Annotated in this window: 23 protein-coding genes; 8 read left to right on the top strand and 15 right to left on the bottom strand. The window is 72.4% G+C overall.

Annotation, left to right across the window (positions count from 1 at the left end):
- Window positions 1-3: 3 nt before the first annotated feature.
- Window positions 4-342, bottom strand: coding sequence for a TfoX/Sxy family protein (locus ACW62_RS12345; RefSeq protein ID WP_053204416.1), 339 nt, complete (start codon window positions 340-342; stop codon window positions 4-6).
- A 163-nt stretch (window positions 343-505) separates the two neighbouring features.
- Between ACW62_RS12345 and ACW62_RS12340 the strand changes: the two genes are divergently transcribed.
- Together ACW62_RS12340 and ACW62_RS12335 are read left to right on the top strand one after the other, a co-directional pair.
- Window positions 506-2431 carry a hypothetical protein gene (locus ACW62_RS12340; protein WP_157574704.1) on the top strand — a complete coding sequence of 642 codons (1926 nt, stop codon included), beginning with the start codon at window positions 506-508 and terminating at the stop codon, window positions 2429-2431.
- A gap of 43 nt (window positions 2432-2474) precedes the next feature.
- Window positions 2475-3014 carry a dihydrofolate reductase family protein gene (locus ACW62_RS12335; protein WP_053204414.1) on the top strand — a complete coding sequence of 180 codons (540 nt, stop codon included), beginning with the start codon at window positions 2475-2477 and terminating at the stop codon, window positions 3012-3014.
- Here ACW62_RS12335 and ACW62_RS12330 read toward each other — a convergent pair.
- The 7 genes from ACW62_RS12330 to ACW62_RS12300 all read right to left on the bottom strand — a co-directional run bounded on the left by ACW62_RS12330 (window position 3004) and on the right by ACW62_RS12300 (window position 9432).
- Window positions 3004-3903 carry an alpha/beta fold hydrolase gene (locus tag ACW62_RS12330; RefSeq protein WP_053204413.1) on the bottom strand — a complete coding sequence of 300 codons (900 nt, stop codon included), beginning with the start codon at window positions 3901-3903 and terminating at the stop codon, window positions 3004-3006. The two genes, ACW62_RS12335 and ACW62_RS12330, sit on opposite strands and share 11 nt — an antisense overlap.
- A 72-nt stretch (window positions 3904-3975) precedes the next feature.
- Window positions 3976-4767, bottom strand: coding sequence for an ABC transporter permease (locus tag ACW62_RS12325; RefSeq protein ID WP_157574703.1), 792 nt, complete (start codon window positions 4765-4767; stop codon window positions 3976-3978).
- Window positions 4754-5620 carry an ABC transporter permease gene (locus ACW62_RS12320; protein ID WP_083459687.1) on the bottom strand — a complete coding sequence of 289 codons (867 nt, stop codon included), beginning with the start codon at window positions 5618-5620 and terminating at the stop codon, window positions 4754-4756. Before ACW62_RS12320 ends, ACW62_RS12325 begins: the two co-directional genes overlap by 14 nt.
- Window positions 5617-6630, bottom strand: a complete 1014-nt coding sequence (locus ACW62_RS12315; protein WP_053204410.1) for an ABC transporter substrate-binding protein — start codon at window positions 6628-6630, stop codon at window positions 5617-5619. The genes ACW62_RS12320 and ACW62_RS12315 overlap by 4 nt, the downstream gene beginning before the upstream one ends.
- Before the next feature lie 37 nt (window positions 6631-6667).
- The gene (locus ACW62_RS12310) at window positions 6668-7453 is read right to left on the bottom strand and encodes an ABC transporter ATP-binding protein (protein ID WP_053204409.1); all 786 of its coding nucleotides are present in this window, start codon (window positions 7451-7453) and stop codon (window positions 6668-6670) included.
- 45 nt (window positions 7454-7498) lie between these two features.
- On the bottom strand, window positions 7499-8275 hold the full coding sequence (locus tag ACW62_RS12305) for a GntR family transcriptional regulator (RefSeq protein WP_083459686.1): 777 nt from the start codon (window positions 8273-8275) through the stop codon (window positions 7499-7501).
- Between the two features lie 146 nt (window positions 8276-8421).
- Complete coding sequence (locus ACW62_RS12300) at window positions 8422-9432, bottom strand: AraC family transcriptional regulator (RefSeq protein WP_053204407.1); 1011 nt, start codon at window positions 9430-9432, stop codon at window positions 8422-8424.
- Window positions 9433-9577: 145 nt separating this feature from the next.
- Between ACW62_RS12300 and ACW62_RS12295 the strand changes: the two genes are divergently transcribed.
- Both ACW62_RS12295 and ACW62_RS12290 read left to right on the top strand, forming a co-directional pair.
- Window positions 9578-10399, top strand: a complete 822-nt coding sequence (locus ACW62_RS12295) for an NAD(P)H-binding protein (RefSeq protein WP_053204406.1) — start codon at window positions 9578-9580, stop codon at window positions 10397-10399.
- Between the two features lie 29 nt (window positions 10400-10428).
- Window positions 10429-10914: an anthrone oxygenase family protein gene (locus tag ACW62_RS12290; protein ID WP_053204405.1), complete on the top strand. Its 486-nt coding sequence runs from the start codon at window positions 10429-10431 to the stop codon at window positions 10912-10914.
- Here ACW62_RS12290 and ACW62_RS12285 read toward each other — a convergent pair.
- On the bottom strand, window positions 10901-11869 hold the full coding sequence (locus ACW62_RS12285; protein ID WP_053204404.1) for an NAD-dependent epimerase/dehydratase family protein: 969 nt from the start codon (window positions 11867-11869) through the stop codon (window positions 10901-10903). The two genes, ACW62_RS12290 and ACW62_RS12285, sit on opposite strands and share 14 nt — an antisense overlap.
- A gap of 381 nt (window positions 11870-12250) precedes the next feature.
- On the opposite strand from ACW62_RS12285, the gene ACW62_RS12280 reads away from it, so the two are divergent.
- Window positions 12251-13225 (top strand): dihydrodipicolinate synthase family protein, encoded by a 975-nt coding sequence (locus ACW62_RS12280; RefSeq protein ID WP_053204403.1) that lies wholly within the window; start codon window positions 12251-12253, stop codon window positions 13223-13225.
- 22 nt (window positions 13226-13247) lie between these two features.
- Window positions 13248-14264 (top strand): helix-turn-helix transcriptional regulator, encoded by a 1017-nt coding sequence (locus tag ACW62_RS12275; RefSeq protein ID WP_053204402.1) that lies wholly within the window; start codon window positions 13248-13250, stop codon window positions 14262-14264.
- A 5-nt stretch (window positions 14265-14269) separates the two neighbouring features.
- On the opposite strand, the gene ACW62_RS12270 is transcribed toward ACW62_RS12275, so the two are convergent.
- Genes ACW62_RS12270 through ACW62_RS12260 form a run of 3 tightly spaced genes read right to left on the bottom strand, consistent with a single transcriptional unit; the run spans window position 14270 to window position 17306 of the window.
- Window positions 14270-15046, bottom strand: coding sequence for an ABC transporter permease (locus ACW62_RS12270; protein WP_053204401.1), 777 nt, complete (start codon window positions 15044-15046; stop codon window positions 14270-14272).
- A complete protein-coding gene (locus tag ACW62_RS12265) occupies window positions 15043-16578 on the bottom strand; it encodes a DUF1349 domain-containing protein (RefSeq protein WP_053204400.1) in 1536 nt (511 codons plus the stop codon). Before ACW62_RS12265 ends, ACW62_RS12270 begins: the two co-directional genes overlap by 4 nt.
- The gene (locus ACW62_RS12260) at window positions 16578-17306 is read right to left on the bottom strand and encodes an ABC transporter ATP-binding protein (RefSeq protein ID WP_053204399.1); all 729 of its coding nucleotides are present in this window, start codon (window positions 17304-17306) and stop codon (window positions 16578-16580) included. The genes ACW62_RS12265 and ACW62_RS12260 overlap by 1 nt, the downstream gene beginning before the upstream one ends.
- A gap of 112 nt (window positions 17307-17418) precedes the next feature.
- On the opposite strand from ACW62_RS12260, the gene ACW62_RS12255 reads away from it, so the two are divergent.
- Window positions 17419-18606, top strand: coding sequence for a sensor histidine kinase (locus ACW62_RS12255; protein ID WP_053204398.1), 1188 nt, complete (start codon window positions 17419-17421; stop codon window positions 18604-18606).
- A complete protein-coding gene (locus tag ACW62_RS12250) occupies window positions 18603-19274 on the top strand; it encodes a response regulator transcription factor (protein ID WP_205629302.1) in 672 nt (223 codons plus the stop codon). The genes ACW62_RS12255 and ACW62_RS12250 overlap by 4 nt, the downstream gene beginning before the upstream one ends.
- A gap of 5 nt (window positions 19275-19279) precedes the next feature.
- Here the strand turns inward: ACW62_RS12250 and ACW62_RS12245 are convergent, their stop codons facing one another.
- From ACW62_RS12245 to ACW62_RS12235, 3 genes are all read right to left on the bottom strand, one after another.
- Window positions 19280-22993, bottom strand: a complete 3714-nt coding sequence (locus ACW62_RS12245; RefSeq protein ID WP_053204397.1) for a S8 family peptidase — start codon at window positions 22991-22993, stop codon at window positions 19280-19282.
- Between the two features lie 133 nt (window positions 22994-23126).
- A complete protein-coding gene (locus ACW62_RS12240) occupies window positions 23127-23915 on the bottom strand; it encodes a hypothetical protein (RefSeq protein WP_053204396.1) in 789 nt (262 codons plus the stop codon).
- A 1-nt stretch (window position 23916) separates the two neighbouring features.
- Entirely contained in the window at window positions 23917-24666 is a 750-nt protein-coding gene (locus ACW62_RS12235; RefSeq protein WP_053204395.1) for a hypothetical protein, read from the bottom strand.
- Window position 24667 lies beyond the last annotated feature (1 nt).

The following is a 24667-nucleotide window of genomic DNA, read 5'->3' as shown; positions in this document are numbered from 1 at the left end:
CGGCTATTTCGGCGGCTTCGGCGGCAGCTCGCCGGCGAAGTCGAGGCCGCGGCCGACCCAGCGGCGCAGGTCGTCGTCCTCGGCCAGCGCGACGGCGTCGACCACCAGCCAGCCCTTCATCGGGCGGCCGGTCAGGTCGAACGGCTTCGCACCGGGCTCGCCGAGCGCCGCCTCGTGCTCGTCGGCGGGCAGCCGGACCATGAGGTCGTCGTGGTGGACGCCGCAGGCGAGGTTGCCGTTGACCAGGAACGCGAGGCCGCCGAACATCCGCTTCTCGGCGACGTCGAGGCGGTTGGCGAGGATGTCGCGGATGCGGGCGGCCAGCCCTTCGTCGTAGGCCATGGGGTCAGCCTGCCACCGGGCCAGCGCGCCCGCCGTCCGTCCACAAGCCTGGAAAGATCTTCCAGGCGATGCTGCCCAGTATGAGCGGTTCAGAGGGTGACGGGCGCATTGACATGGAATGTCGTTCTCTGTTGCATGGCGGGCACCCCACCGAGGAGGTTCGATGTCGCTCCGAGCACTCCGCTGGCGGCCCGTGGTCGCCACCCTCGTCCTGATCCTGCCGTTCCTCGCACCCGCCGCGGCGCAGCAGGCCGCCGCCCAGAACGTCGCGCCGGACCCCGTCGCGGCGCTGCCCAATCCGTCGTTCGAGGAGCTGGACGGCGACCGTCCGGCCCAGTGGATCCTCGACGAGGCCCGCGCCCAGACGCTCGCCGTCGTCGGCACCGCCCGGACCGGCGAGCGGGCCGTGGAGATCACCAATCCCAGTGGCGAGGCGATCGCGCTGCGCAGCACGCCGGTGACGACCCGGCCGGGCGCCACCGTCACCGGGTCGGTCTGGTACCGCAGCGTGAGCGGCGCCGCCGCCTGGTTCTACCTCGAGTTCTGGGGCGCCAACGGCAACCGCATCGCCGAGCGCCACGTCGCACCCGCCCCCGCGGCCGACTGGACCCAGACGACGGTGTCGGCCACGGCGCCGAACGGCACGGTGTCCGCCACGCTGCTGCTGTACGGGTCGTCCACGACGACCGGCGTGAGCCTCGCCGACGACGCCGCGCTCGATCCCGGCTACGCGCCGCCCGACCCGGACATCGGCACGCAGGTGCAGCTCTTCCACGACCTCGACCGCGTCGCGTCGCTGGACCAGGTGGGCCGGGTCGTGCACGAGGCCGAGACGACGGAGCAGCCGCTCATCACGCCCACCGAGCCCTGGGAGTCGGACAACGTCTACGTGTACGGCACCGCCGTCGTCGACGAGGGCGTCCACAAGCTCTGGTACCACGCGTACAACCGCGAGATCGGCGAGTACTTCACCCTCTACGCGACCTCGCCCGACGGCCGGACCTGGACGAAGCCGTCGCTCGGGCTGGTCGAGTACGACGGCTCGACGGCCAACAACATCGTCGGCACCATGCACAGCCCGACGGTGATCAAGGACGCCGACGACCCCGACCCGGATCGCCGCTACAAGATGCTCGCGTTCGAGTACGGCCCCGAACGCGGCTACACCGTCTACTTCTCGCCCGACGGGCTGCGGTGGACGGCGTGCGACTGCAACCCGGTCGACGCCGGCGCGGACGTCGCGAACATGTTCCACGACCCGAACACCGGTCTGTACACGGTGACGTGGAAGCAGCCGCACACCGACGGGCGGCGGGCGGTGTTCCTGTCGACGAGCAGCGACTTCGAGACCTGGACCGAGCCGGAGCTGATCTTCGAGGCCGACGAGCGCGACCAGCAGCAGGCGGTCGGCAACGGGCTGGAGAACGCGCAGGTCTACGGCATGCCGGTGGTGCCGTACGAGGGTCGCTACGTGGGCTTCCCGTGGATGTACTCCTACGCCGGGGCGGGTGAGGCGGGCACCGCCGGCGACGGGCCGATCGACGTCCAGCTGGCCTTCAGCGACGACCTGCGCGACTGGCAGCGCGACGACCGCCGCCCGGTGATCCCGCGCGGGGTGCCGGGATCGTGGGACTACGGCATGGTCTTCACGTCCAGCGCGCTGATCGAGTCCGGCGACGAGCTGCTGCTCTACTACGGTGCGTGGAACGGCTGGCACGGCACCACCGACCGGCAGGCCGCCGTTGGGCTGGCGCGGTGGCGTCGCGACGGGTTCGCCTCCCTGGTCAACGGGGGCGACCGGCCGGGCACCGCGACGACGACGCCGTTCGTGGCGACCGGCGACGAACTGCGGCTCAACGCCGCGCTGGACAAGCGCGGTTCGCTGCGGGTGGAGGTCCTGGACGAGAACGGCGTGCCGATCCCCGGGTTCGGCGTCGACCAGACCCGGCCGATCAGCGGCGACCGCGTCGATCACCTGGCCCGCTGGCGGGTGGGGGTCTGGCCGGATCTCGCGGGCCGCACGGTGTCGTTGCGCTTCCACCTCGACGGCGGTGACCTGTACTCGTACCGCCAGCAGGACGCCGGCTGAGTCCCGCGGCCCGGCCCTGCTCATGGCCCGATAGGTTCGGGCCATGAGCAGGGTGTTGTGGCACGTGACGATGTCGGTCGACGGTTTCATCGCCGGGCCGGAGCACGACATGGACTGGGTGTTCGAGCAGCCGGCGCCGCCGGAGTCCTCGTCCGATGTCGTGCCGCGGGTCGGCGCCATCCTCAGCGGCCGGCACACCTACGACGTCGGGCAACGCGACGTCGGCAAGGGCAGCGGCGAGGCGTTCGAGGGCGCGTGGTCCGGCCCGGAGTTCGTGCTGACGACGCACCCGCCGGCCGAGCCGCTGCCGGCCGGGTCGCCGACGTTCCTGTCCGGCGACATCCACGCCGCCGTGGCGACCGCCCGCGCCGCCGCCGGCGACGGTGACCTGCTGGTCCTCGGCGCCGACGTCGTCCTCCAGTGTGTGGAGGCCGGGCTGGTCGACGAGCTGCTGGTGCACGTCGCGCCGCTGCTCCTCGGTGACGGCGTCCGGCTCTACGGCGGGCCCGGCCGCGAACGCGTCGACCTCGAGCTCGTCGAGGCCACCGGGACGGTGCTGCGCTACCGGGTGCTCACGCCCTGACCCGTGGCGTCAACTCCTGGACGAACGTCCGCAGCACGGCGAGGAACCGGCTCGGGTGCTCCCGATAGACGTAGTGCGCCGTGCGGTTGACCACCACCGAAGCGCAGTCCGCTGTCCGGGCGGCGATGGTCCGGAACAGGGCGTGGGCGAGCGACACCGGCGCCGAGACGTCGTTCTGTCCCCAGATCTGCAGGACCGGCAGGTCGAAACCGCGCCGCTCGATCTCGGCGAGCACCCGCGTCCGCAGGTTTTCCAGCTCCTGCTTCACGATCGTGTCGTAGACCCGTGTACGACGGTCGAGGTCGGACCACCAGCCGTTCTCGGACGCGGCGGCGAGGCGGCCGGGGACCAGCTCGTCGACGTGTCCGGTGAGGTGGGAGTTCAGCTCGGGCTCCCGCCGCACGAACTCGATCGTGGGCCGCGCCGGCGGATTCGCGTACGCGTTGGGGTAGAAGTCCGCGGGCGTCTCCGGTGACGGCGGAGCCAGGGTGTTCGACGACACCAGGACGAGACCGGCGATGCGGTCCGGGCGGCGCAGTGCCACCTCGGCCACGGGCAGCGCTCCGCGCGAATGGCCCATCAGCACGACCGGACCCGGACCGACGCGATCCACGACGGCATCGAGGTGGTCGCAGAGTCCGGCCGCGCCCATCGCCCGGTCGGGGAGGTCCGGTGCGTACGAGCGGCCCTGCCCCGGCTTGTCGTAGGCGACCAGCCGGGCACCCAGCGTCTCCGCGGACCAGATGGAGCTCCAGTCCAAGGCGCTGGCGAGTGAGCGCGGGTCGCCGCCGTGCACCATGACGATCGTCGGCCGCCCTTCGGCCGGGCCGGTGTCGTACACGCACGTGGCGAGGCCGCCGACGTCCCACCGCTGCCGATCCGACTGCATGTGTGTTGCCCTCCGTGTTCGAGCAGGAGCGATCAGGCTCCGTGATCCGGGTTCCGGGTGCCGAGCCGCCGTTCAGTCCGCCCAGCGGCTCGCCCGGGTCTCCAGCCAGGTCAGCACGGCGTAGGACACCAGCGAGGCGACGATGATCAGGACGATGACCGCCCAGACGCCGGCGATGTCGAAGGTGGAGGACTCGAGGGTGAGCAGGCGGCCGATGCCGATCGTGCCGATGATCACTTCCGCGCTGATCACGCCCTTGATTGCCTGGACGACGGCCACCCGCAGGCCGGTCAGGAGCAGCGGCGCCACCGAGGGCAGGTACACCCACCGGGCGAGCTGGAGCCGGTTCGCCTCGAAGCTCTGCGACATCTCGACGAGATGACGGGGCACCTCGCGCAACGCGGTGGCCCACTGCAGCGTCAGCGGCAGCAGCGCGAACGACACGACCGTCACGACGACCGAGGTCTCGCTGAGTCCCCAGACGAAGATGAAGATCGGGATGAGAGCGACGCTCGGGACCGCCATGAGCCCGCCGAGCACCGTCGTGAGCGCCTCGTCGATGAGGTCGTTCAGCCCGAGCGCGGCGGCGAGGACGGCAGCGAGCAGCATGGTGACCGCCAGCCCGATCGCCAGGGTGCGCAGCGTCGACACGCCGGCCTCGGCGACCGAGCCGTCGGCGAGGAGTTCCCGCAGCTCGCCCCACACCGCCTCGAGCGGCGGCAGCCATCCGGGCCGGGCCGTGACGGCGACGAGTTGCCAGGCGCACAGCGCGGCCACGAAGACGAGGACCGGGGACGCCAGAGCACCCCACCTGGCCACGGTGTTCGTTCCGCCGGAGCCGGGAACGAGGTCAGGACTGGCCACGCGACACCCCCTTGAGCCGGCGGATCACGGCCCGCTCGGCCCAGGTCGCCAGGCCGACCAGGACGAGCCCTTCCAGCACGACGGCGAGCGTCATCGCGTAGAGGTTGGCCGCGGAGAACTGCGACGTGTAGTTGATGATCGCTCCGCCCAGTCCGGCGGGGATCAGCGTGAGCTCGATGACGATCATCCCCGAGATCGCCCGCGACAGCGCGATCCGCGTCCCGGTGAACAGCGGCGCCGCCGCGCCGGGGAGGATGACCGTCCGCCACACCTGAGCCGGCGACGCCTCGAAGGAGCGGGCCATCTCCTCCAGCTGCGCCAACGGCACGCGCACCGCCGCGCGCGCGTTGAGCGCGACCACTGGGAAGGTGAACAGGAACACCACGACCACGCGCGCGCTGAGGGTCAGGCCCAGTGCGACGATGATGACCGGGACCATGGCGACCATCGGGATCACCAAGGCGATGTCGAGCCAGTAGCCGGTGGCGCGGTCCACCGTGCGGTGACGGCCCAGCAGGAAGCCGACGGCAAGACCGAGCACGGTCGCCAGCGGGAAGCCCAGTAGCAACGACTGATTGCTCGCCCACACGGCGGGCCACAGCGACCCGTTGCCGGCGAGGTCGAGCAGCGCGGCCGCGGTGTCGGTGAACGTGGCGATGAAGATCCCGCCGTCCCGGATGCCGAGCCACTGCCATACCCCGAGCACAGCCGCGACGAACGCCAGCCGGACGCCCCACACGGCGGCTTTCCGCTTCCGCCGGCTGGCGGCTCCGGGCGCGGGACTGCTCCGGCCCGGGACCACCGCCCGGGCCGAAGCGACGCCCGCCGCCTGAACGGAGGGGTCAGCCGTCACTGGCCCAGAACCTCGTTCAGCGGTTCGCTGGTGCAGCAGAGGTCTGCGGTCGGCTCGCCGTCGAGGCCGCCGTACTGCTTGATGGCGTCGAGCGTCGTGGCGATGCTGTCGTCGGTGAAGTTGCCGTCCTCGGGCCAGACGTTCGAGCTCAGGTACGTGTCGGCGAACCCCTTCGCCTGCTCCTCGGTCACGTCCGGGACGTTCGCGACGATGCCGTCGACGAGCACCTGCGGGTCGTCCTTGATCCGCTGCTGTTGCGTCAGCAGCGCGTCGAGGAAGTCCTGAACCGCTTCGGGGTTCTCGTCAAGGAAGCTGTCGCTGGTGAAGATCGCGCTGTCGATGATGTCGCCCATCTCGGCCGCATAGTCGAGCAGCACGTGGAACTTGCCAGGCGCCTTCTCCTCCAGCACCTGGAGGTCGGACAGCTGCACCACCGAGGCGTCCAGCTCGCCGGCGATCAGGGCCTGGATGCGGTTGGCCGAGCCGGGGACGACCAGCGTGTTCGGCTTCACCTCCGGATGGTCCTTGAGCAGGAGGTTCGTATAGAGCGCCGTCGACGACACCTGCGCGTGGATGCCGACCTTCAGCCCGTCGAGACCTTCCGGCGAGGTCACGCCGACGGGGACCACCATCGCGTACGCCGGCTTGTTCTGCGCCGCGATCGCCTTGACCGGGGCGCCTTGCGCCGTCGCGCCGAAGATCGTGCTGGTGTTCGCCGTGCCGATCTGGGCGTCGCCACGGACCACGGCCTGCACCGGATCCTCGGACGACTGGAGCCAGACCAGCTCGACCTCGTAGCCCTCCTCCTCGAGCTGCTCGGCGGCGAGGATCGTCGGCACCTTCTCCACCTGCGGGACCGCGTTGGAGAAGGCGATCGTGAGCGAGCCCTTGTCCTCGCTGGTGGCGGTGTCGCCCGCGCTGGTGCTGTCGTCGCCGCAGGCGGTGGTCAGGAGAACGGCGGCGGCGAGCGCCGGTGCCGCCCACCGGCGGCGGGCAGAGATGCGCTTCATGATGTCCTTCCGAAGGGCGGTCGTGGGGAGGGCCGGCTCATGCGTCGTGGACGCGCTGGCCGAGCAGCACCTCGTCCTTGATGAGTTGCCAGATCGAGTCGACGATCTGCGTGAACTCGAGCGTGTGCTTCACGTCCAGGCTCCGCGGACGCGGCAAGTGGACGGGGACGATCTCGCGCACCTGGCCGGGATTGGCGGAGAGAACCACCACCTTGTCGGCCAGGTACACGGCTTCGTCGAGCTGATGGGTGACGAAGACGACGGTCTTGCGTCGCTGCTGCCAGATGGAGAGCAACTCCGCCTGCAGGACCTCCCGCGTCTGGGCGTCGAGGGCCGCGAACGGCTCGTCCATCATGAGGATCTCGGGATCCGACGCCAGCGCCCGGGCCACGTTGACGCGCTGGCGCATACCGCCGGAGAGCTGGGCCGGGTACTTCTCCGCCGCGTCGGCGAGGCCGGTCATCGCGAGCAGCGGCGCCGCCCGTCGCCGCGCCGCGGCACGGCGCACGCCCTGGAGCTCGAGCGGGTAGCCGACGTTGTCCTGTACGGAACGCCACGGCAGCAGGGAGTCGGACTGGAAGACGAAGCCGCGCTCCCGGGTGGGCCTGCGGACCTCGCGACCGCTCGCGATCACGGTGCCGGCGGCGGCCGGAAGCAGGCCGTGGATCACCCGCAGGAGAGTGGTCTTGCCACTACCGCTCGGGCCGACGACGGTGACGAACTCTCCGTCGTCGATGGTCAGGTTGATGTCCTGCAGGACGTTGGTGCCGCTTCCGGGGAAGCGCACGCAGACGTCGCGAAGGTCGAGCAGAGCATGCGTCATCGAGGTGCCCTTTCCTTGTGGTGCCCCGCAGGATGGCCGTGCGCGTCACGGTCGTTCGGCCGGCACCGTCGATCCCGCGGCCAAGAGGCGTTCCCGCAGCGTGGGGGAGCCCAGCGCGGCTGCCGCGGCCGCACTCTCCTCCTTCTCGATCATCGCGACGATGCCGTCTCGCACGTGCCGCAGGTTCGCCTCCACGGCGGCCACCGCGGCGTCCTCGTCACCGGCCGCCATGGCGTCGAGCACCTCGTTGTGGGCGCTGCGGTGCGGGTGCTGGCGTCGCCAGCCGAAGATGTACCGGCCCAGCTCGAGCCGGAGCTCCTCCAGCAGCCGGACCAGCTCGGGATTGTTCGTGACGTCGAACAACTCGGCGTAGTACGCCTGCCGCGCGTCGACCTCGGACGAGCGCTTCGACTCGGCGACGTCGCTGAGCGCCCGCAGCAGCTCGATGCGCGCTGGCGTCATGGTGCGCATCGACAGTCGCAGGGCGTGCACTTCGAGCACCATCCGGATGCCGTAGATCTCCCGCACCTGAGCGGCGGAATGCGTGCGGACGACGGCGCCCTTGCGGTCGTTCAGCTCGACCAGGCCGTCGGCCGCCAGCTGGAACAACGCCGACCGCACCGGCACCCGCGAGACGCCGAGCGCGTCGGCGAGAGCCTCCTGGCGCAGCGGCTCGCCAGGCGTGAAGACGCCCAGGACGATCGCCTCGCGCAGTGCTTCGTAGACCATCGTGCCGACGAGCGGGCGACCACTCGACACCTGGGTGGCCAGCCGTGCGAGAGCGGCGGGAACACCTGCGTACTCCGGCTGTGCCTCGGTCATCGCTGCCCTCTCGCCGCACCCGCACGCATTTGATGTTGGATACAAGATAGGGATCAGGTGTCCTGTATCCAAGGCCTTGGATACATCGTGATGCTTCCGTGACCTGGTCCCTGGAGGGCGACGCTCGAACGGCCGGTGGACGTCACTCACCCAGCGGCTACCTGACCAACCTCATGGCCGGGTGTCGTCGGGCTGGGGGCGACGGGCAAGCCGCCGCGCTTGGCGGCGCCGGGCGGGAGGCCGACGACACGTTTGAAGGCGCGAGCGAAGGCGGCCTCGGAGCGGTAGCCGAGCCGCCGCGCCAGCTGGGCGGCCGTCGCCTGCTCGGACCGCAGCGCGTCCAGCGCGAGGTTCATCCGCCATGTCGTCAGGTACTGCATGACCGGTTCGCCGACCACCTTGGTGAACCGGTCGGCGAAGGCCGACCGCGACATCGCCAGCTCGGCCGCGAGGCTGGCCACCGACCAGTCGCGGTCGGGCTGCTTGTGGATCAGTGAGATCGCCCGGCCGATCTGCTCGTCGTGCAGGGCGCCGAGCCAGCCGGTGCGGGCGGCCGGGTCGGTCTCGAGCCAGGCCCGGATCGCCTGGATCACCAGGATGTCGCCGAGCCGGGTGATCACCTCCTCGCCGCCAGGCCGCAGGTGCTGCGCCTCGGCCGCCATCAGCCGCAGCGTGCTGTGCATCCACTCCTGCTGCGGCGACCCGCCGACCTCGACGTGGATGGTCTCGGGCAGCGCCTCGACGAGCTTGCGCGCGGCCGGGTGGTCGAACCGGACGGCGCCGCAGATCAAGGTCGTCGGGTCGCCGCCGCCGCCATGGCGGATCAGCTCGTACCGATCGGTGGCGGCCGCACGCTCGAGGTCCATGACGTTCGGCGCCGGCGCGCCGGGCGCGCCGAGGATCAGGTGCCCGCGCCCGTGCGGGACCAGCGCCAGCTCGCCTGGGAGCAGCGGCCGCGGCGCCGCGGCCTCGGTCTGCAGCCACGCCGGTCCCGACGTCACGATGTGGAACCAGATGTGGCCCGGCATCGCCGGCATCGTCATGCCCCACGGGGCGGTCAACTCGGAACGGCAGTAGAACGCGCCGTTCATGCGCATCTGGTGCAGTGCCTCACCGAGCGGGTCGGTGGGCGCCCAGTGGTCCGGCGTCGTCGTCATGACACGAGTATCCACCTGCGCATGCCCGCACATCCAGGGCTACTGGACGATCGAGCATGAACGGCGGCTACACAGTCATAGATCCGCCGGATCGGTGCTGCTTCACTGGACGACAAGCAAGCACCAACGACACCGGGAGCACACCATGAACGCCACCACCCTCGTCCTCGGCGGCACCGGCAAGACCGGCGCCCGGATCATCGAGCGCATGACGGCCCGCGGCGCCGACATCCGCGTCGGGTCGCGGTCGGCCGAGATCCCGTTCGACTGGACCGACCGCTCGACCTGGCCGGCCGCGCTCGCCGGGATCGACCGCGTCTACATCGCCTACTACCCCGACATCGCCATCCCCGGATCGGCCGACCTGGTCAAGGCACTGAGCGAGGCCGCCCGCGACGCCGGCGTCCAGCGGCTGGTGCTGCTGTCCGGCCGCGGCGAGGAGGAGGCGGAGGCCACCGAGCGGGTCGTGCAGGCGTCCGGGCTGGAGTGGACGATCGTCCGCTGCTCCTGGTTCAACCAGAACTTCGACGAGGGCTACCTGCTCGACCCGATCCTCGCCGGTGAGGTCGCGCTGCCGGCCGGCGACGTGCCGGAGCCGTTCGTCGACGCCGACGACATCGCCGACGTCGCGGTGGCGGCGCTGACGGAGGACGGCCACGTCGGCGAGGTGTACGAGCTGACCGGGCCGCGGCTGCTGACGTTCGCCGAGGCCGTCACCGAGATCGCGAAGGCCACCGGGCGCGAGATCCCCTTCATCCCCGTCCCGCACGAGGCCTACACCGCCGCCCTGGCGGACGCGGACCTGCCGGCCGAGGTCGCCTGGCTGATCGGCTACCTGTTCGGTGAGGTCCTCGACGGCCGCAACTCGCACCTGAGCGACGGGGTCCAGCGGGCCCTGGGCCGCGCGCCGAAGGACTTCACCGACTACGCCCGCGACGCCGCCGCCCGCGGCGTGTGGAACGCCTGACACACCGAGACCGCAAAGGAGACCCGGCCATGTCGGACCGCCTCGAGACCACCGCCACCGTCGTCGCGATCACCGGCAGCGCCCTCATGGCCGGGATGTGGTTCTTCTGCTCCGTCGCGCTGATGCCCGCACTGGCGAACCGCCCGGTTCCCGAGGCGGTCGCCGCGATGCAGGAGATCAACGTCGTCATCCTCAACCCGCTGTTCGGGCTGGCCTTCGGCGGGACGGCGCTGTTCTCGCTCGGCCTGACGATCGCGACGTTCCTCCGGCTGGACCGGCCGGCGTCCGGGCTGCTGCTGGCCGCGGCGCTCGTCATCCTCGTCGGCACGTTCGTCGTGACGATGGCGTTCAACGTCCCGCTCAACGACCAACTCGCCGCCGTCGACCCGGGCAGCGCCGCCGGGGCCGAGGTCTGGGAGCGCTACCTGTCCCGCTGGACCGCCTGGAACCACGTCCGGCTGGTCAGCTCGACGGCGTCGGTGGTGCTGTTCGCGACCTACCTCATCCGGCGCTGAGCTCGACGTCGAGCTCGCCGTGGCCCGCCAGCCACTCGACCGCCCCGCGGACCGCCTCCTCCGGCGCGTACCGCGGGGCGTAGCCGAGTGCCCGGCGGGCCTTGTCGATCGAGGCGAACTGGCTGCGCGACAGGTGGTCCCAGCTCTGCCCGGCGTACTCGGGCGTGGTGCCGGCGCGGAACTCGTCCCAGCCGACGAACTCCAGCGCCGGTTCGCGGCCGAACCAGGACGCCGCGTAGCCGGCGAACCCGCGGACGGTCAGCGCCGACGGCGCCGTGACGTGGAACGCCTGGCCGGCCGCGGCGTCGCGCCGTTCGATCGCCAGCTGGAAGCCCTGCGCGACGTCGTCGGCGTGGACGTGGTGCAGCAGTTCGGCCCCGATGCCGGGGACGGCCAGCGGCGCGCCGGACGCGAGCGCCGTCCACACCGTCGGGTCGAGGTTGCCCAGCGGGTTGATCGGGTGCCAGCCCGGCCCGCTGATGTGCCCCGGGTGCAGTGACGTCGTCACCAGCCCGCCGCGCGCGGTCTCGTCCAGCAGCAGCCGGGCGATGGCCGCCTTCTGCACGCCGTACTCGCCGAACGGCACGGTCAGGCTGTCCTCGCGCAGCGGGAGGGCGAGGCTCGGCCCGTGCATCCAGATGGATCCGCAGTGCACCAGGTGCGCCACCCGTCCGCGCAGGCCGTCAACCAGCTGGCGGGCCGACTCCTCGGTGAAGCAGACCAGGTCGACGACGACGTCCGGCGTGAGGTCCGCGAGCCGGCCGGCGAACGTCCCGGCGCGGTCCTCCGCCTCGCGGTCGACGGTCAGCTGCTCGACCTGCGCCCACGCCGGATGCTCGGTGTACGGCCGCCGGGTGCCGCGGCTGAGGTTGACGACCTGGTGGCCGGCGGCGACCAGCCGCGGGATCAGGTAGCTGCCGACATGACCGGTCCCGCCGACGACGACGATGCGCATGCGCCCATCATGGCCGTCTCGACGAGTGAGTCCGAGGCCGTTCGTGCCGGTGCGCCGTTTGGTCGTCCTCGACTCCCGGAGCCGTCTTCGACGGCGGGAGTCGTGTTCGAGGGGCCGTTCGGACGTTTCTCGCCATCGAAGACGGCGGCGGGCATCGAGGTGTGCCCAGTCTTTCCCCGTCCCTCTGATAGCTGCGGCTGAGAAAATGGGCGCCAGGGGGACGGCCAACGGCACGGACCACGGCGAACGGGTCCGGCCAGCCAACGAGAAGCCCGGGCTGACCGAGTTGACCGGGCTGGTCAGCAGTGCCAAGGCACCCGCGGCGATCGGCCCACCCAAGCTGCGTCGATCAAGTGGACCCGTTCATCTAGGGTCGTCGCCATGAAGGCGCTACGGGCCGTCGATGTCAGGGGCGTGTGGGGGACGGTGCTGCTGCCGCTCAGCGACGGCGCGATCGGCGGTGACATCGGCGGTGACATCGGCGGTGACATCGGCGGTGACATTGATTGGGGCCGGCTGGCCGCGCAGGTAGACACGCTGGCCGCCAGCGGCGTCGACGGCGTCTACGCCCACGGCACCGCGGGGGAGTTCCATGCCATCGACGAGGCCGAGTTCGACCGCGTCAACGAGGTGCTGGCGACGCGGTGCGAGGCGGCCGGGCTGCCGTTCCAGCTGGGCGGCTCGCACCCGGCAACGCCCGTCATGCTGGGACGGGTGCGCCGGGCGGCCGCGCTGGAGCCGGGCGCCGTCCAGGTCATCCTGCCCGACTGGGTGCCGCTGAACGACGACGAGGTGGTGCGGTTCCTCGCGGGCGCGGCCGAGGCCGCCGGGTCGGTGCCGCTGGTGCTCTACAACCCGCCGCACGCGAAGACGCGGGTCGGGCCGGCGCTGCTGGCCCGCGCGGCCGCGGCGACGCCGTCGCTGATCGGCGTGAAGATGGCCGGCGGCGACGACGACTGGTATGCCGCGATGGCCGAGCTGGCCGGCGACCTCTCCATCTTCGTGCCCGGTCACCTGCTGGCGACGGGCCTCGCCCGCGGCGCGCACGGCAGCTACTCCAACGTGGCCGCGATGTCGCCGCGCGGCGCCGTCGCCTGGTACCGCATGATGACGACGGACCCGGAGGACGCGCTCGACCTCGAGGCGCGCCTCGCCGAGTTCTTCCGCCGCCACATCGCCCCGCTGCAGGCCGCCGGGCTGTCCAACCCGGCGCTGGACAAGTTCCTCGCCACGGTCGGCGGCTGGGCCGACATCGGCACGACGCTGCGCTGGCCCGCGTCATCGGCCCCGGACGACGCCGTCGCGCCGGCCCGTACGGACGCGCATCGGCTGCTCCCGGAGCTGTTCCCGGCCTGATCGCAGCGGCTACCGTGGCCGGATGCTGGAAGCCGCGGGCGTCACCGCCGTCGAGGAGCAGGTGTACGGCGCCCTCGTCGACTCGCCCGCCGACACCGCGGCGGCCATCGCCACCCGGCTCGGGCTGTCGTTCGACGAGACCACGGCGGTGCTCGCGTCGCTGGAGGCGAAGGGGCTGATGAGCCGCACCGCCGACCGCACGCCGCGGTTCCTGGCGACGCCGCCGGACATCGCGATCGAGCCGCTGATCCTGCAGCGGCAGGCCGAGTTGCAGGAGACCCGGCGGGCGGTCGACGAGTTGCTGCGCCGCTACCGCGCCAGCCGCCGGCCCCGCGAGGCGGCCGAGCTGGTCGAGGTCGTCGTCGGGCGGCCGGCCGTCGCGCAGCGCTTCCAGCAGCTGCAGCGGCGGGCCGAGCGGGAGGTGCTGGTGCTGGTCAAGCCGCCGTTCGCGATACCGCACGAGGCCAACGACAGCGAGCTGGACCTGCTCGCCCGCGGCGTCACCGCGCGCGCCGTCTACGAACGGTCGGTGCTGGAGACCGACGGCGGCAGCGCGGCCGTCGCCCGCTACGTCGCCGCCGGTGAGCAGGCCCGCGTCGTCGACGAGCTGCCGGTGAAGTTCGCGCTGATCGACGGGTCGGAGGCGTTCGTGCCGCTGACGCCGGACGACCCGGAGACCGAGCCGACGTTCATGGTCGTGCACCGCAGCGGGCTGCTGGCGGCGCTGATCGCGCTGTTCGAGTCGCTGTGGGACCGCGCGTTCGACCTGTCCGCGCTGACGGCGCGCGCGTCCGGCCGCCCGCCGCGGCTCGCACCTGCCGACGCGCAGCTGGTGTCGCTGCTGCTGGCCGGGCTGACGGACAAGGCGATCGCCGGCCAGCTGGGGCTGAGCATCCGGACCGTGCACCGGCGGATCAGCACGCTGCTCGACCGCGCCCAGGTGTCGACGCGGCTGCAACTGGGCTGGCATGCCGCCCAGCACGGCTGGCTGGACGGCTACGGCCCGGCGGCCGGCGGCCGTGACGGCGCTCCGGGCTGACGTCGCTACGCGTCTCGGCGCCGCAGCATGAGGTTGCCGCCGAGGAGCGCGGCAGCGGTCCATCCGGCGAGGACGCCCATGCCTGCCCAAGGGCTGATGGGCAGGCTGGAGACGTCGGTGGTCACCTGGATGGTGAGGCCGGCGTTCGTGGGCGAGATCTGACGCAGCAGCCGCTGCCACTGCGGGTCGGAGATCAGCAGGGCGATGATCGGGACGAGGTAGAGCAGGCTGAGCACGACCCCGATGGCGGTCGCGGCGTCCCGTACCGCGGTGGCGATGCCGAGGCTGAGCAGCGCGATCAGCACGAGGTAGAGGACGGAGCCGGCGACCGCTCGAAGCGTCGATCCATCGGCCAGCGACAGCGGGCCGTAGCCATGCGCGGACGTGAAGCCGTTGCCGGGCAGGAGGCGTCCCGCGGCCACGACCGCCCCGACGACGCCGATGGCGCCCGCGGCCAGCGTTGGGCCGGTGAGGACGATCGCCTTGGCGGCCAGGATCCGGACCCGGCGCGGCATGGCGGTGATGCTGGTCCGGATCATGCCGGTCGTGTGCTCACTGCTGATCGTCAGCGCCGCCAGCACGGCGACCAGAGCCTGACTGACCTGTACGCCGGTCAGGCTGATCCTGGTGGCGTCGTGACCGCACCCCGATGACGGGCACGTGACGAGGGCGGCGGTGGCCGTGCTCAACACCACCGTCACCGCGACGACGGCGAGCAGCAGCCAGCCGGTGGCCGGGGACGTGCGGAGTTTCGTCCACTCGGCGTGCAGTTCGCACCTCATGCGTCGCTGCGACGTAGTCGGAGGGCGGCCAGGCCGAGGACGACTGCGGCGTAGCCGCACAACACCGCGAATCCGAGCCAGGGTGCGAGCGGATAGTAGCCGGTCGAGGGCGCGTAGTGGCCGATCACCTGGGGGTAGGCCGGGATGCTCTGCTGGATCGCGAAGCCGGCGGCGGGAGTGACCCGCATCAGCCAGGCCGCCGCGCTCTCGGGGAGGACGGCGCCGACCGCGAGGAAGTAGGGCAGGACCACCACCGCGACGCCGACGGTGACGGCGGCGATGCTGCGCCGGAACAGGATGCCCAGGGCGAGAGCGGACACGGCGGCGACGGCGAGCAGCGCCGCGGTGCCGACGACGACCCGCAGTTCGGTGAGCTGGGACACCGGCAGGATGTTGATGCCGTTCGCGCGCAGGATCCGGGTGCCGAGGGGGAGCGTGACGGCGGTGGCGGCGAGCCCGACGACGAAGGTGACCACGCCGATGACCGCTGCCTTCGCCGCCAGCGCCCGGCCCCGCCGCGGACTGGCGAGCAGGGTGTACCGGATCAGGCCCCGGCGATACTCGGTGGTGACGAACATGGCCGCCACGACGATCACGATGATCAGCCCGGCGAAGGTCCCGGTGAGCGTGCGCTCGATGGGAGCCGCGCCGCTGTCGCCGAGGGGCGCGATGTCGCCGGCTCCGGACACGGTGAACGTGTCGCCGGACCTGACGAGTCCGTTCGGGCGGTGGTCCTTCTCCCAGTCGGTCTGTCCGTCGTCGTCGGCCACCTCGATGCCGCTCCACGTGCCGAGGGGAGTGGAGCCCTGCACGTCGACCCGGTCGAAGACGGCCGTGGCCTGGGTGAAGCGGCACTCCTCGCTGCTCCCGCCAAGGCTCGAGTTCACCGTCAGGTCGCACGGGGAGGCGACGAACAGGCCCACCTGGACCTCGTCCGGCAGGCCCTTCAGGCGGATCGTGCCGATGCCGGTCCATCGGACGCCGTCGGCCGACTCCTCGCCGGTGAGCGTGTCGCCGGAGCGGGTCAGCCGCAACCACCGCGGGGACGTGTTCGACGCGCCGCCGGGGAGACCGGCGGTGTCGTGGGTGAAGTCGTGCTGCATCCGTGCGCCGTGATCGCCGGTCATCATCACGGCCGCATAGGCCGAGCCCGGCTCGGCGCCGTCCTTGATCATGATGCCGGCCTTCGCCCACGGCACGACGTCGTCGACGATCTCGTCGTGGCCGGGCGGTGGATAGGTGATGATCCCGGTCAGGGAGGTGAGCCGGACGGTGATCGTGCCGTCTCCGGTCAGTGGCTGGTGGACGAAGTAGAAGCGGTCCTGCACCGCCTCGCCGCCCGGTCCCACCGGCGCGGCGGGGCAGGCTTCCTCGCTCGCGCCGTCGCCACACGAGGCCCGGTCGCCCGACGCGATCAGCAGCCCGAGCGCCACGGTGACCAGGCCCGCGGCGAGCATGGCGATGGTCCAGCCGCGGACGGTCCGGAGTTTGGTCCACTCCGCACGCAGGAGGTGGACGAACCGCGGCCTCATCACGACGCCCCGCGGAACTCGACCGCATCCCGGGTCAGCTCCAGGTAGGCGTCCTCCAGCGTCGCGTGCTGCCCGATCAGGTCGGCCATGCTGGTGTCCGCGACGACCCGGCCCCGGCCCACCACCACGATGTGACCGGCGACGTCCTGGAGTTCGCTCATCAGGTGGCTGGACACCAGGATGGCCCGGCCCTCGGCGGCCAGTGACCGCAGCAGGCCGCGGATCCACACGATGCCCTCCGGGTCGAGGCCGTTGAACGGCTCGTCGAGCATGAGCACCGGCGGGTCGCCGAGCAGGGCCGCGGCGACCCCGAGACGCTGGCGCATGCCCAGCGAGTAGCCACCGGCCTTGCGCCGGGCGGCCTGCCGCAGCCCGACCAGGTCGATCACCTCGTCGACCCGGCGTGCGCCGAGGCCCTGGGAATGTGCCTGCCACAGCAGGTGGTGACGGGCGCTGCGGCTCGGTTGCAGCGCCGCCGCGTCCAGCAGCGCACCGACGTGGCGGTACGGGAAGCGCAGCGTCCGGTATGGCCGCCCACCCACCAGCGCGCTGCCGGACGCCGCGGCGTCGAGGCCGAGAATCACCCGCATCGTGGTTGACTTGCCCGCACCGTTCGGGCCGACGAAGCCGGTGACCCGTCCCGGTCGCACGGTGAAGGTCATCCCGTCGAGCGCGACGGTCGAGCCGAAGCGTTTGTGCAGGTCGTTGACTTCAATGGTGGCTTGCATGGGTCAGTTGTAGGCAGCCGGCGATAACGCGAGCCGAACGCGACCTGTCATGGCGGTGTTAGGCCGGACGCGAGATCCTGAGAGCGCCGGGCACGCAACGAAAGGGCAGGGGATGAGGAAGGCACGGGCCGTGGCGCTGCGGGGCAGCACCGTACGGCTGCGCTATACCGCCCTGTACGGTGCGCTGTTCCTCCTGTCCGGGGCCGCGCTGCTGGCCATCGCCTACCTGCTGAGCCTCGACGACGTCAGCCGGACGGAGCCGCTCGACGACCCCGCGTCGCAGCGATCCGCCCTCGCGCAGGCGCAGTTGCGCATCGGTGACCTGGAGGCTCAGCTCGCGCAGGTCCAGGCCGACCAGTCACACCAGCTGCTGACCGGCTCGGCGATCGCGCTCGCGGTCATGACGGTCGTGTCGATCGTGCTGGGCCACCTCGTCGCGGGCCGGGTGCTGCGCCCGCTGCGGACGATCACCGCGGCGACGCAGCGGATCACGGCGGACAACCTGCACGAACGGCTCGCGCTGGCCGGCCCCGCGGACGAGGTCACCGACCTCGCCGACACCATCGACGGCCTGCTCGACCGCCTGGAGAGCTCGTTCACGGCGCAGCGCCGGTTCGTGGCCAACGCCTCCCACGAACTGCGTACTCCACTGGCGACGATGCGCGCCTCCCTGGACGTCGCCGTGGCCAAGCCGGAGCCCGCGCCGGCGCAGACCGTCGCGCTGGCCGACCGGGTCCGTACCGAACTCGACCTGGTCGATCGGCTGCTGGAAGCCCTCCTCACGCTCGCTCACGCCCAGGTGGGCGGGTCGGCCGACTCCGTGCCGGTCTCGCTCGGCCGCGTGACCGCTGCCGCCCTGCGCACCCGAGCGGCCGACATCGCCGACAAGCACCTCACCGTCGACGACCGCGATCTCCAGGACGGCGCCTGGACGCAGGGCAACCAGACACTGCTGTCCCGCATGGTCGACAACGTGATCGACAACGCGATCGTTCACAACCAGGCCGGTGGCTGGATCCGGGTCGAGACCACCACCCACGACGCGTCCGTCGTCCTCGCGGTGGAGACCGGTGGCGAGGTGCTCGCTCAGGAGCAGGTCGCGGCGCTGTCCCAGCCGTTCCGAAGACTCGGTGGCGAGCGCACCGGCTCGGACACCGGCTCCGGTCTCGGGCTCTCGATCGTCGCGGCCATCGCGTCCACGCACCAAGGCCGCCTCGACCTGCGGGCCCGGCCTCGAGGCGGGCTCGCAGTCACCATCACGCTGCCGTCGGCCGAGACACCGGCAGGAGCCCGGGCATGAGGGTCCTGGTGGTCGAAGACGCCCGCGCCCTCGCCTCGGTCATCGCCGAAGGCCTCCGCGACAACGGCATGGCGGTCGACCTGGCCTACGACGGCCTCGAAGCCGCGGCCAAGCTCGACCTGAACTCCTACAACGTCGTCGTCCTCGACCGTGACCTGCCCGGCATCCACGGCGACGTCCTCTGCCGGCTGATCGCCGAGAGCGACGCCCGGGCCATGATCCTCATGCTCACCGCGGCCGGTTCCCCCAGCGAGCGCGTCAGCGGCCTGACGCTCGGAGCCGACGACTACCTGACCAAGCCCTTCCACTTCCCCGAGCTGGTCCTGCGCATCCGCGCCCTCGCCCGCCGCCAGTCGTCTGCTCGCGCCCGCACCCTGTGCGCCGTGGGCATCGAGCTCGACCCTGTGCGCCGTACGGTCACCCGCGACGGCCGTCACCTGGAGCTGTCCGTCAAGGAGTTCGCCCTGCTCGAAGCGCTGCTGCGCGCCGTTCCCGCCTACCTCAGCGCCGAAGACCTCCTCGAACAGGTCTGGGACGAACACGCCGACCCCTTCACCAACACCGTCGCCGTCACGATCAGCCGGCTCCGCCGCAAACTCGGCGCACCCCCGGTGATCACCACCACGCCCGGCGTGGGCTACCGCATCATCGAACCGTCGCCGTCATAGCCGCGTCAGCGCAGGCCGTAGGCGCGCAGCACCGTCTGCTCGATCCGGTTCCCGTCGCCGTCCCAGGCCTCGACCCGCAGGGCGACGGCGTCGGCGCCGCGCCGCGGGTCGAGCAGCGCCGTGTCCACCGCGCCGCGACGGGTGACGCGGGCGGGCTGCCAGGTGGCGCCGTCGTCGTAGGACGCGGAGAGACGCAGGCCGCCGCCGGTGACCGGGTCGGCGTCGGCCTGCCGGTGCACCGTCAGCGAGACGCGGGTGCGGCCGCGGGAGCTGACCGTGCCCCACTGGTCGACGTCCACGTCGTAGTCGACCTGCAACAACGGCAGCGGCTCCCGCGCGCCCGCGGCCGGTCGCTCGGACGTGAACGTCCACGCCGTTCGCGTCGACGTCGACCGCTCCCACCAGGGCGCGTCGCGGTCGACGTCCAGTTCGAGCCGGTACGACGCCGGCGAGGGCGACGCGGGCCAGCCGCCGTACACCGCGTCGCGTTCGGCGACGAGCGAGCCGTCACGGTAGAGCCGTGCGGCCGTGGTGTCGAAGGGTGTCTCGTCGCCGTTGCGGTCGCTGCCGTCGAGGAACGAACGGACGAGGACGGTGAGCTCGTCGCCCTCGCGGAACCCGGGCATGCCGTACTGGCCGTAGTGATCGGTGTCGAGCGGCACGCCGGGCCGGACCACCGGGCCGAACCACGACCGCGGGTCCGACTCGCCCGCCTCGTACGTGCGCAAGCCCTCGATCATGCCCGCGACCAGCAGCCGCTGCGCCCACACGAACTGCTGCCAGCGGGTGTCGCCGGGCGTGACCCACTCGTCGCGGTGCGACGGCAGCGGCACCTCGCGCGGGGCGCGGATGGAGAAGTTGTCGTACGGACGGAACGCGTGCCGCGCGTCGTTGCCCAGGTGCTCCGGGCCGGTCGCGACGTACGTGCTGTCCAGCTCGGCGAGGTCGCTCCGGCGCACCCGCTCCGAAACGTCGGACGGGATGGCGCCCGGCCAGGACTGCATGAGGTCGTACAGGTACGGGCTGACGGCGACGCCGTCGAACTGGACGACCGGCGCCGCGTCCAGCAGCGCCGCGCCGTCGGCCTGCGAGATCGTCACCACCGGGATCGTCGTGCCCTCGGCGACGGACAGCAGCAGCCAGCCGGGCCGGTCGTGGTGGACGATGACCGCCTCCGCCCCGGCCGCCGTCACCGCGGCCACCTGCGCGTCGAGGTCGATCTCGTCGGAGCGGCGGACCAGCGCGGCCGCGCCGGTGAGGTCGCGCCCGGCCAGCTCGGCGGGCGTGCCGGTGCCGGCGTCGACCACCGGGTAGCGGTGCCGGCCGTCGACCCGGGGCGAGCCGACGGCGTACTCGTGCGCCAGCTCGCGGTCGCCGGCCCGCAGCGTCAACTCGGGCGCGAACAGCTCCCACAGGCTGGAGAACTCGAACGTGCCCCGCTGCACCGGCTCGGTCGGTGCGGCGTACGCGACGTCGATGTACTGGTCGAGCATGTACTTGAGGTTGAACATGTGCTGCTCGGAGCTGCGATACCAGCCGAGCGTGAGGCCCTGGTGCTCGGTCGGCTGCGGGGTGTCGACGGCGACCCGCGTGGCGGTGCGCCCGTCCAGCACGAGGTGGGTGTCCTCGGTCAGCTCCAGTTCGGTGTCGCCGACGATCGCCACCTCGCGCGCCTGCTCTCCGGACTCGTCCGGGGTGAACAACACGCCGAACAGGCTGTACGTGCCCGGCGGCACCCGGAACACGGCCGGCCCGCTGCCGCCGCCCTTGCGGCCGAAGAAACCGGTGCCCGACCAGTCGGTGTCGAGGTTCCACAGCTCGGCCGAGCTGCCCCCGATGGCCGGTGCGCCCTCGTGGTCGATGCCCTCGATGGTCACCTCGATCGTCTCGGGGTCCTTCGTCACGCCGAGGACGGTGTGCGCGACGACGCCGCCGTCGGCCGAGCGGGCGGTGACGCGGCCGCCGTAGACGTCCGGGTCGCCGAGGTTCGGGTCGAGGGTGACGTCGACGCTGGCGCTGCCGCCGGCCGGCACCGTCAGCGACGGAGCGCTCAGCGTCAGCATGCCGGACGGCGCGGGCGTGCCGGTCGCGCCGGTCAGCGTCGCGTCGAGGACCAGGATCACGGGCTCGGCGCCGTCGTTGGTGTACGTGACGGCGTGCGTGACCACCGGGTCGGTGCCGTCGTGCGGCCAGTCGTAGCCGCCGAAACTGAGGGCAGCGGTGTCGGCGAACGTGGTCTGAGTGACGGCGCGCGCGGCGTCGAGGCGGCCGGCGCCCTGCTCGTAGACCGTGTACTCGTCCAGCTCCTGCGCCGACTGCACGAGCGCCCCCTTCAGCTGGTCCGCCGCCCAGTCCGGGTGCCGCTGCAGCAGCAGCGCGGCCGCGCCGGACACGTGCGGCGTCGCCATCGAGGTGCCGTTCAGGCTGGTGTAGAGGTCGTCGACGGGGTCGCCGAGCGACGTACCGGCCGCCCGCGCCGCGACGATCCCCACGCCCGGCGCGGTGATCTCCGGCTTGATCGCGTGGTCGCCGAGCCGCGGGCCGCGGCTGGAGAACGAGGCCAGCACGTCGGACTTGTCGACGGCGCCGACGCTCAGCGCCGCGTCGGCCACGCCCGGCGCCCGGACGCTGGTCTCGCCGGGCCCTTCGTTGCCGGCCGCGGCCACGAACAGCGTCCCGCTGGCCGCCGTCAGCTCGTTCACCGCCTGGCTGAGCGGGTCGGTGCCGTCGGTGACCTCGCTGGACAGGCTCATGCTGACGACGTCGGCGCCCTGCGCGACGGCCCACTCCATGCCCTCGATCAGCCACGAGTTCTGGCCACTGCCGTCGGCGCCGATGACCTTGCCGATCAGCAGGTCGGCGCCGGGCGCCACGCCGACGCGCGCGCCGTCCGACCCCGCGCCGGTCCCCGCGACGGTGGCCGCGACGTGCGTGCCGTGGCCGTTGTCGTCCTGGACGGTGCTGCCGGAGAAGTCCGCCGCGCCAGTGACCTGACCGGCGAGGTCCGGGTGGGCGGGGTCGTAGCCGGTGTCGAGCACGGCGACGGTGACGCCGGTGCCGTCGTACCCGGCCGCCCAGGCGGCGGGCGCGCCGACCTGCGGCACGCTCTCGGCCAGCGTCGGCCGCACCTTCGCGTCCAGCCAGATCTTCTCGATCGACGGCGCCGCCCGGCGGGTGGCCTCGGTGCCGGGCAGGTCCGTGGCGACGTCGCTCCAGAACGCGGCCAGCTCGGCGGCCGGCGCGGAGACGGCGACCGCGCCCACGCTCTCCAGGGTGGCGGTGACGACGGCGTGCTCGGGCGCGGGCGGGGCGGCGACCCGCGCGGCGGCGCCTCCGGTGTGCGTCACGATCAGCGGCAGCGCGTCGCCGGTGTAGCCCTGCTCGATCAGCCCGGTGACGTTGAACAGCTCGCGGTCCAGCGACCCGGCGGCGAGGTACGGCTCGGCCTCGGCCGGGATCGCGTAGAGGCCCTCCGGCCGCTCGACCACCTTGAGGTTGCCGCGGACGGCGCCCGGCGCGGGCAGCGCGGTGACCGCGTGCCGGCCGTCGGCCATGGTGTCGACCCGCAGCCGGTGACCGGTCACGAGGGTGACCGTGACGCCGTCGGCCGCCGGCTGGGGGAGCGGGGCCGGCGCTGCCGGGTCAGCGGCGCCCGGTGCGGCGGCCGCGACCAGCAGCACGGCGGCGCAGACGGCGAGCAGGGGACGAGACCGGCGCATGGGACCTCCCGGGCAGAGGCGCCGAAAGCGGCGCGGATTCTCGGAGCCTAGGGGCGCGCGGCCGCCGCGGACGAGGGCTCGGTCGTGGCCTATGGACGTCATGGCAGAAACCCGCCACGGTGGTCGCGAGCCGTCAGCCGGTCCGCAAGTCGAATCGCGGCGGCATGGTGACGGGCACGATGGCGCACTCACCGAGCGCGCGGGTCCGCAGGATCGACACCACCTGCCCGGCCTCGAACGCGGCGAGCTCTTCGGGTAGCCGGGGCAGCGTCTCGCGCAGCAGGCGGCCGTCCTGTTCGGCGCGGACGGTGACCGTCGTCGGCCACCAGTCGCCGTCCGGAGTATCGGCGACGCCGACCGACTCGACGACGGCCGGCTCGGGCCGCGCCTCCGGCGAGGTGGCGTCACGCCGCAGCGCGCCGAGGGTGTCCGGGCTGTGGCGTGGCTCGATCCACACCAGGTGCCGCATCGTCGGATGCCGGCGGAAGCCGAAGAGCATCCCGGGCCGGATGGTGCAGCCGACCTCGGCGTCGAAGGTGTAGGGACCGTGGACGAGGTGCTCGGTGCCCGACCCGAGCGGGCGGCCGATCACCCGCACCCAGTGGGTGCGGCCGTCGCCGTCTGCCTTGCCCCAGGTCGTGGGCTCGATCCCCACCACCACCGCGCCCTCGAGACCGGTGTCGGGGCGTGGTCGCGGCGGGTCGGGCTCCCAGCCGATGCGGGCGAGACCCAGGCCCAGCAGCACGGCGAGGCCGGTCACCAGGATCCATAGCCGCTGGTCCGGCGCCTGCGCCATGCCCCACGCGGTGCCCGCGATCGTGGGTATGACGGCGGCCAGGGCGAGCCGGCGCCGGAGCCGGACGCGGCGCACCGCCCGGGCGCGGACGTCCAGCATGAACTGGTCGGGTGGGGCCTGGCTCATGTCAGTACCACGCGGGCCACAGCGCCCGCCGCCCTTCCCGGGTCTCGCACACGAGCGCCGTGCCGGTGGCGCGCATCGTCGCGATCTCCTGCGGTCGCAGGAAACCGCGGGCGGGTCCGGGTTCCCCGCGGTCGGCTGTCACCTCGACCTCGACGTGCCCGTGCCGAACGCGTCCGGTCGGACGGATCGAGGTCAGCGGGACTTCGGCCGGCCGGGCGTCCAGCAGGTCGCGGGCCGTCTCGGGATCCAGCAGGCCGAGTTCGCTCCGGTGCCGCGCCAACAACGTCCGCAAGCCGGTTTCGTCGAGCTCGACGGCGGGCGACCAGTCGTCGCCCCGCCCGGAGGAGGGCCGGACCGGCAGGAACGTCCCGGCCTGCACCGTGCGCTCGCGGTGCACCGGTGTGTCGACGCTGACCTCCCGCCCGTCGGGCAGGGCCACCCGGAGCCGTGCCTCGATGTCGCCGCCATCGCTGTCCCAGGTGCCGTCGAGCACGGCGAGCACCTCGCCGACCGCGACGCCGTCCACCGTGCGGGGCTCGCTGTAGCGGCCACCGCTCAGCCACCACTGCACCGAGCTGGGAGAACGGCGCCACACGTCGGCCCGGATCCTGAAGTGGGACGCGGAATCGTGGGGTTGCGGTGGCTTGCGCAGCTCGCGCCAGGACACCTCCGCGATACCCCACGCCACGAGAGTCGCCACCCCCACGAGGACGGCGAGGGTCGTCGCGATGATCGTCGCGGTCAGGCCCATG

It is taken from the genome of Jiangella muralis, assembly GCF_001270745.1.
Taxonomy (GTDB): Bacteria; Actinomycetota; Actinomycetes; order Jiangellales; family Jiangellaceae; genus Jiangella; species Jiangella muralis.
Note: the sequence above shows the minus strand (reverse complement) of the source record. Positions and strands in the feature narration are given on the sequence as shown.